The organism is Streptomyces geranii, assembly GCF_002954775.1.
GTDB lineage: Bacteria > Actinomycetota > Actinomycetes > Streptomycetales > Streptomycetaceae > Streptomyces > Streptomyces geranii.
This window is the reverse complement of the sequence record NZ_PJME01000016.1, coordinates 178,615-184,786: the sequence shown is the minus strand read 5'-3', so window position 1 is coordinate 184,786 and position 6,172 is coordinate 178,615. Positions and strand designations below refer to the sequence as shown.

At 69.0% G+C, this 6,172-nt stretch carries 5 protein-coding genes and 1 pseudogene; all 6 read left to right on the top strand.

The features are described from left to right. Positions 1-623: pseudogene (locus CW359_RS22560) on the top strand (IS200/IS605 family accessory protein TnpB-related protein); the annotation flags it as partial. Between the two features lie 62 nt (positions 624-685). After that, positions 686-3,907 (top strand): S41 family peptidase, encoded by a 3,222-nt coding sequence (locus tag CW359_RS22555; RefSeq protein WP_105971878.1) that lies wholly within the window; start codon positions 686-688, stop codon positions 3,905-3,907. Positions 3,908-4,405: 498 nt separating this feature from the next. Next, entirely contained in the window at positions 4,406-4,669 is a 264-nt protein-coding gene (locus CW359_RS22550; protein ID WP_198655336.1) for a hypothetical protein, read from the top strand. Continuing rightward, positions 4,627-5,064, top strand: a complete 438-nt coding sequence (locus CW359_RS22545) for an RHS repeat-associated core domain-containing protein (RefSeq protein ID WP_105971877.1) — start codon at positions 4,627-4,629, stop codon at positions 5,062-5,064. The genes CW359_RS22550 and CW359_RS22545 overlap by 43 nt, the downstream gene beginning before the upstream one ends. A 4-nt stretch (positions 5,065-5,068) precedes the next feature. Beyond that, positions 5,069-5,368 carry a hypothetical protein gene (locus CW359_RS22540; RefSeq protein ID WP_105971876.1) on the top strand — a complete coding sequence of 100 codons (300 nt, stop codon included), beginning with the start codon at positions 5,069-5,071 and terminating at the stop codon, positions 5,366-5,368. Positions 5,369-5,763: 395 nt separating this feature from the next. Continuing rightward, entirely contained in the window at positions 5,764-6,090 is a 327-nt protein-coding gene (locus CW359_RS22535) for a hypothetical protein (RefSeq protein ID WP_105971875.1), read from the top strand. Positions 6,091-6,172 lie beyond the last annotated feature (82 nt).

Sequence of the window (6,172 nt, the reverse complement as noted above, 5' to 3'; positions counted from 1 at the left end):
ACGACCTGACCGGCACCGCCGAACACCGCGACGCCCAGGTCCGCCACGCCCTCACCCGCCTCCTGCACTGGGCCCGCGCCTGCGGCGTGAAGGCGATCGCGGTCGAGGACCTGGACTTCACCGCCGAGAAGACCCGGGAGAAACACGGCCGCAGGAAACGCTTCCGCCAGCTGATCTCCGGCATGCCCACCGGAAAACTCCGTGCCCGGCTGTCTTCGATGGTGGATCAGACGGGTGTCGCGGTCATTGCCGTCGACCCCGCCTACACCAGCCGCTGGGGCGCCCAGCACTGGCAGAAGCCCCTCACCAGCACGACCCGCACGACCACTCGCCACGATGCTGCCGCCGTGGCGATCGGAAGGCGCGCCCAGGGACACCCGATCCGGCGACGGACGGCACCGCCCCCACACGACCGGAGTGATCGTGCGGGGCATCGGACCGTCCAGGCCGGATCAGATGTTCCTGGGCGTGAGGGAACCCGCCCCCGCATCCCCGGACCACGGACACGATCCGTGCCGCCCGGACGAGGAGCGAACGCGGGCAACCAGAACGCCCAACACCGTCCGGGGCGTTCGGCCGAGCATGAGACCTGGCAACAGGACTCACTCCCGCTCAGCCTCTAGGAACGGTAAGGAACTGATCGAAACCCCTGTCCAGTGGCGTGATCGCTGCTTAGGGTGATCGGGTGACTCAGCCCTCTTCGCCTGCGTATCTCCGGTTTCCGCATCTGCACGGCGACCTGGTCGCCTTCACCGCCGAGGACGACGTCTGGGTCGCCCCCCTCGACGGCGGCCGGGCCTGGCGCGTCAGCGCCGACAACGTGCCGGTGACCCATCCCCGTATCTCCCCGGACGGCACCCGCCTGGCCTGGACGTCCACGCGCGACGGCGCCCCCGAGGTGCATGTCGCCCCGATCGACGGCGGACCCGCCAAGCGGCTGACCTACTGGGGCAGTTCGAGGACACAGGTGCGCGGCTGGACCCCCGACGGACACGTCCTCGCCATCAGCACCCAGGGCCAGGCCAGCCTCCGCCGCTCCTGGGCCCGGGCGATCCCGCTCGACGGCGGCCCGGCCACCGTCCTGCCGTACGGCCCCGTCGGCGACGTCGCCCACGGCGGCCCGGCGACCGTCCTTCTCTCCGCTCCCATGGGACGCGAGGCGGCCTGGTGGAAGCGGTATCGGGGCGGTACTGCGGGCAAGTTGTGGATCGACCGGGAGGGCGGAGGAGACTTCGTACGGCTGCACGCCGATCTCGACGGGAACCTCGAATACCCGGTGTGGGCCGGGGAGCGGATCGCCTTCCTCTCCGACCACGAGGGCGTGGGGGCGTTGTACTCGTCCCTTGCCGACGGCTCGGACCTGCGGCGGCACACGGGAGTCGACGGGTTCTACGCCCGGCACGCGGCCAGCGACGGCAGCCGTGTCGTGTACTCCTCCGCCGGTGAGCTGTGGCTGCTGGACGATCTGGACGGGGCCGAGCCGCGTCGGCTCGACATCCGGCTCGGCGGGCAGCGGGTCGATCTGCAGCCGCATCCGGTCAGTGCCTCGCGGTGGTTCAACTCCGGGGCGCCCGACCACACCGGGCGCGGGAGCGCGATCGGCGTGCGCGGGTCCGTGCACTGGGTCACCCACCGGTCGGGGCCGGCTCGCGTCCTCGCCTCCGGGCACGGGGTACGGGCCCGGCTGCCCCGCGCGTTCCGGGTGGACGGCGAGGAGTGGGCCGTGTGGGTGACGGACGCGGAGGGCGACGACGCGCTGGAGTTCGCCCCGGCGACCGGCGTCGCGCCCGGCGCCACCCCGCGCAGGCTCGCCGCAGGGCAACTGGGCCGCGTACTGGGTCTCGCCATGGCACCCGACGGCAGCCGGGCCGCCGTCGCCTCGCACGACGGGCGGGTGCTGTTCGTCGAGCGGGAGTCGGGGGAGGTGCGGGAGGTCGACCGCAGCGGTGACGGTGATGTGTCGGGGCTGGTCTTCTCGCCCGACTCGGCGTGGCTGGCCTGGTCCCACCCCGGGCCGCGTCCGCTGCGTCAGCTCAAGCTCGCCAACACGACCGATCTGTCGGTGACGGAGGCGACTCCGCTCCGGTTCCGGGACTACTCACCGGCGTTCACGGTCGACGGCAAGCACCTGGTCTTCCTGTCCGCGCGCTCCTTCGACCCCGTCTACGACGAGCACGTGTTCGACCTCGCCTTCGTCGGCGGTTCGCGTCCGCACCTCATCCCGCTCGCCGCGACCACGCCCTCGCCCTTCGGGCCGCAGCGGCACGGGCGGCCCTTCGAGGCGCCGGACAAGGACGAGACCCCGGACAGCGAGGGCGCCCCGGCGACCCGGATCGACCTCGACGGGCTCGCCGACCGCATCGTGCCGTTCCCGGTGGAGGCGGCCCGTTACAGCAACCTGCGGGCGGCCAAGGACGGCGTGCTGTGGCTGCGCCATCCCGTGCGCGGAGTTCTCGGCTCCTCCCGGGCCACGCCGGACGACCCCGACCCGAAGACGGAGTTGGAGCGGTACGACCTCGCCCAGCAGCGCATCGAGCACCTCGCCGGGGACGCCGACCACTTCGCCGTCAGTGGCGACGGCAAGCGCGTCCTGCTGTGGACCGACGGCAAGCTGAAGGTCGTACCGAGCGATCGTCGCGCGTCGAACGACGACGAGAGCGACACGAACATCACCGTCGACCTGTCGCGGGTACGCCAGTCCGTCGACCCGGCCGTCGAGTGGCGGCAGATGTACGACGAGAACGGCCGCATCATGCGCGACAACTTCTGGCGCGCGGACATGGGCGGCACCGACTGGGACGGCGTCCTCGCCCGCTACCGGCCCATCCTCGAACGCGTAGCCACCCACGATGACCTGGTCGACCTTCTCTGGGAGGTCCAGGGCGAGTTGGGCACCTCGCACGCCTACGTCACCCCGCGCGGCGGCTACGGCGGCGGTGAACGCCAGGGCCTCCTCGGCGCCGACATCACCCGCCACGAGGACGGCCCCCAGGGCACCCCGCTGTGGCGCGTCGACCGCATCCTCCCCGCCGAGACCTCCGACCCGGACGGCGTCTCCCCGCTGGCCGCACCCGGCGTCGCGGTACGCCCGGGCGACGCGATCGTCGCGGTCGCCGGTCAGCCGGTCGACCCGGTGGCCGGTCCCGGCCCACTGCTCGTCGGTACGGCGGGCAAGCCGGTCGAGCTGACGATCTCGCCCTCGGGCGGCGGCGACCCACGGCACGTGGTCGTCGTACCGGTCTCGGACGAGGAACCGCTGCGCTACCACGCGTGGGTGACGGACCGCCGGGCGTACGTCACCGAGAAGTCCGGCGGTCGACTCGGCTACCTCCACGTCCCCGACATGCAGGCGCCCGGCTGGGCCCAGATCCACCGCGACCTGCGGATCGAGGTCGCGAAGGAGGGCCTGGTCGTCGACGTCCGGGAGAACAGGGGCGGCCACACGTCTCAGTTGGTGGTGGAGAAGCTGGCGCGGAGGATCGTGGGGTGGGATCTCCCGCGCGGTCTACGCCCGTACAGCTACCCGGAGGACGCCCCTCGCGGTCCGGTCGTCGCCGTCGCGAACGAGTTCTCGGGGTCGGACGGGGACATCGTCAACGCGGCGATCAAGGCGCTGGGCATCGGTCCGGTCGTCGGCACGCGGACGTGGGGCGGCGTCATCGGCATCGACAGCCGCTACCGGCTCGTCGACGGGACGCTGGTGACCCAGCCCAAGTACGCGTTCTGGCTTGAGGGTTACGGGTGGGGCGTGGAGAACCACGGCGTCGACCCGGACGTGGAGGTCGTGCAGGCGCCGCAGGATTACGCGGCGGGGCGGGATGTGCAGCTGGACGAGGCGATCCGGTTGGCGCTGGAGTCGTTGGAGGAGCGGCCGGCGAAGAGGGCGCCGGGGTTGCCGGAGTCGTAGGGCGCCTTGGGTTGAGGAGCCGGGTTGGACCCGGAACCGCCCTCTCCGCGTCACGTCGTGGAGAGGGCAGTTCCGGTCTGATGGACCCCGAAGGACAGGGGCCAAGGGCGGCAGTGGCGCCCGCTGATGCAACTGGCCTGGGCGGAGGCTGGCCAGCAGGATGGAGTGGCGGCCCCGGGTGCCACCGATCACGGGTTCGTAAAAGATTGCTGTGGGAGTCGCGTGCCTTCCGTGAAGGATGGCGAAAAGTTGATGTCTGATCAGAGATCTTTTGTCTGATTCTCCTTGATGGTCACATGGTGACCTCATGGGGAAACGTTTGAATTCACGGCCGTCAACGTGTCAAGGGTTCCTTGAAGCAAGAGATTTGAGCTGGACCTGTGGGGGGACTTTGCCTGGTCTGGAGCATCTTGTTCACCTGGAAGACACCTGACACCCTTTCTCTGGCTCCCCACTCGGGGGACGCACCCGCACCCCTGGCCAGTTTGTTGGAGCGCGGTGGCCGCTGTGTTGGCTGCGGAGACGGCGCTGTTGTCGCTGAACACGGGGGCTGCATTCGCGGCAGATTCCGGTGTGACGGAGACGGTGACCACGGTGTCCGATGCCAAGTCGGCCGCCTCGTCGGCGGATTCGGTGGCGTCGGCCATGCTGATGGCACGGACGCAGAACCGGAAGATCGAGGTGCTGTCGGAGCGGACTGCGGATTCGACGACCTGGCTATGGGGGTTCGCCTTTTCGACCCGACGACCGGTCGCTTCCTGAGTCGGGACGCCGTCTATGGCGGAAACGCGAACGGCTACGAATACTGCTCCGGGAATCCTGTCACGTGCCTCGACCTCTCGGGTCTGAGCAAGCACAACTACAACGGGCATCACTGGCACTGGTGGGGCTACGAGATCGACATGACTCATCAGCGGGAGGCCAAGCTGGTCAACCATTTCAATGAGCGTGCGGCCACGACCGCACTCGCGGGTGTGGCGATAGGCGGCGTTGCCTGGTACACGGGGTTCGGAGCCCTGGCTGGCCTCCTCGCGGAAGCTTTCGCGGCCTACTATTGGGTTCTCAGCGCGAAGCTCCAGACGCATCTGGGGAACCATCCGTCCAGGGGCGCGAAGCTCAAGATCAAGTTCGGTTACCCCAGCGTGAGCACAGAATGACGAAATGGACGTGAATCAAATCGTGGACTACGCGGTATTCGCCATAGGGTGCGCGTTCAGCCTGCTCGGAGGCGTGGCCCTTCTCACCGGTCGGTCCCCGTCTCGGCTCAAGGGTGTCGGAAAGCCGCGCTATTTCGGCGTCTGGGCGTTGAGTATCGGAATATTCTGCATTACTCAGCTGCCGGTTCTTCGGAACTGGATTGTCGAGATGGGAGATATCGCCATCATTGCGCGTGTGATGCTGATGGTCATAGCGGCTGTGGCGCTGCTCGCGGGGATCAGACGGAATCGACCGCAGCGATAATCTCTGCGCTGCCGATGATGTCACCCTGAGGTTGTGGGCCCCTCGATCGGGGGGCCCGCAACGCATTCCCGACCAGTACCCGGCGGTAAGTGCGGCACAGTCATCGCGCAGGTCATCTTTCATCTACTGCATGGCCCGCAGCAGTTCCCGAGTGTGGGGTCCTGGCCGTGTGGCTCGGTCACGGTGTCGTCCTGCATCGCGGTCCCGCGCCGTGCCGGCAGTCTATGGGCTCCTGCCCTGCTGTCGGCTTCACGCCAGCGTATCCAGCAGCGTTCAGCACTTCGACGAATACGGCAACGCACTGGACACGGCCACCGACAGCACCTACGGATGGCTCGGCCGATACCAGCGGCCGTCCAACACGCTCAGCGAACTACCGGAAGGAGATTCTCGAGTTGCTGGGTTCCCCCGAGTGGGACCTGAACGACGACGCGTTCGCAGCCGCGGTTACGGGGGCGGGGGCGGGGGAGATCCTGCACGACGGGTTCGACGCCGGACTGCTCCACACCCCGCTGAAACTTGCCGAGGAAGGCCGGGGTGAGTGCAACGACGATCTCATGCAGCGTTTCGCGGTGGAGGCGATCGCCCGCGCGCTGGGCGCCAGCCACGCCGAGTCGATGAGACCGCCCGAGGGAGTCACGCGTTCGGAGTGGTCGCAGGGGCTGCTGCGGGCCGCACGTGAGCGACTGCACGAGGTGGCGCGTCAGCCACGTCAGCCCTGAACCCGCAGACAGCGCGACACGTCCTGATTGTCGAGCAAGGGGTAGTGGGTACTGGATCCTGAGCCGAGTCATGCCTGTAAGG

Excerpts from the sequence above, each read along its gene's own strand:
- CW359_RS22545 (WP_105971877.1), top strand. The coding sequence starts at position 4,627 with ATGGGGGTTCGCCTTTTCGACCCGACGACCGGTCGCTTCCTGAGTCGG.
- CW359_RS22540 (WP_105971876.1), top strand. The coding sequence starts at position 5,069 with ATGGACGTGAATCAAATCGTGGACTACGCGGTATTCGCCATAGGGTGC.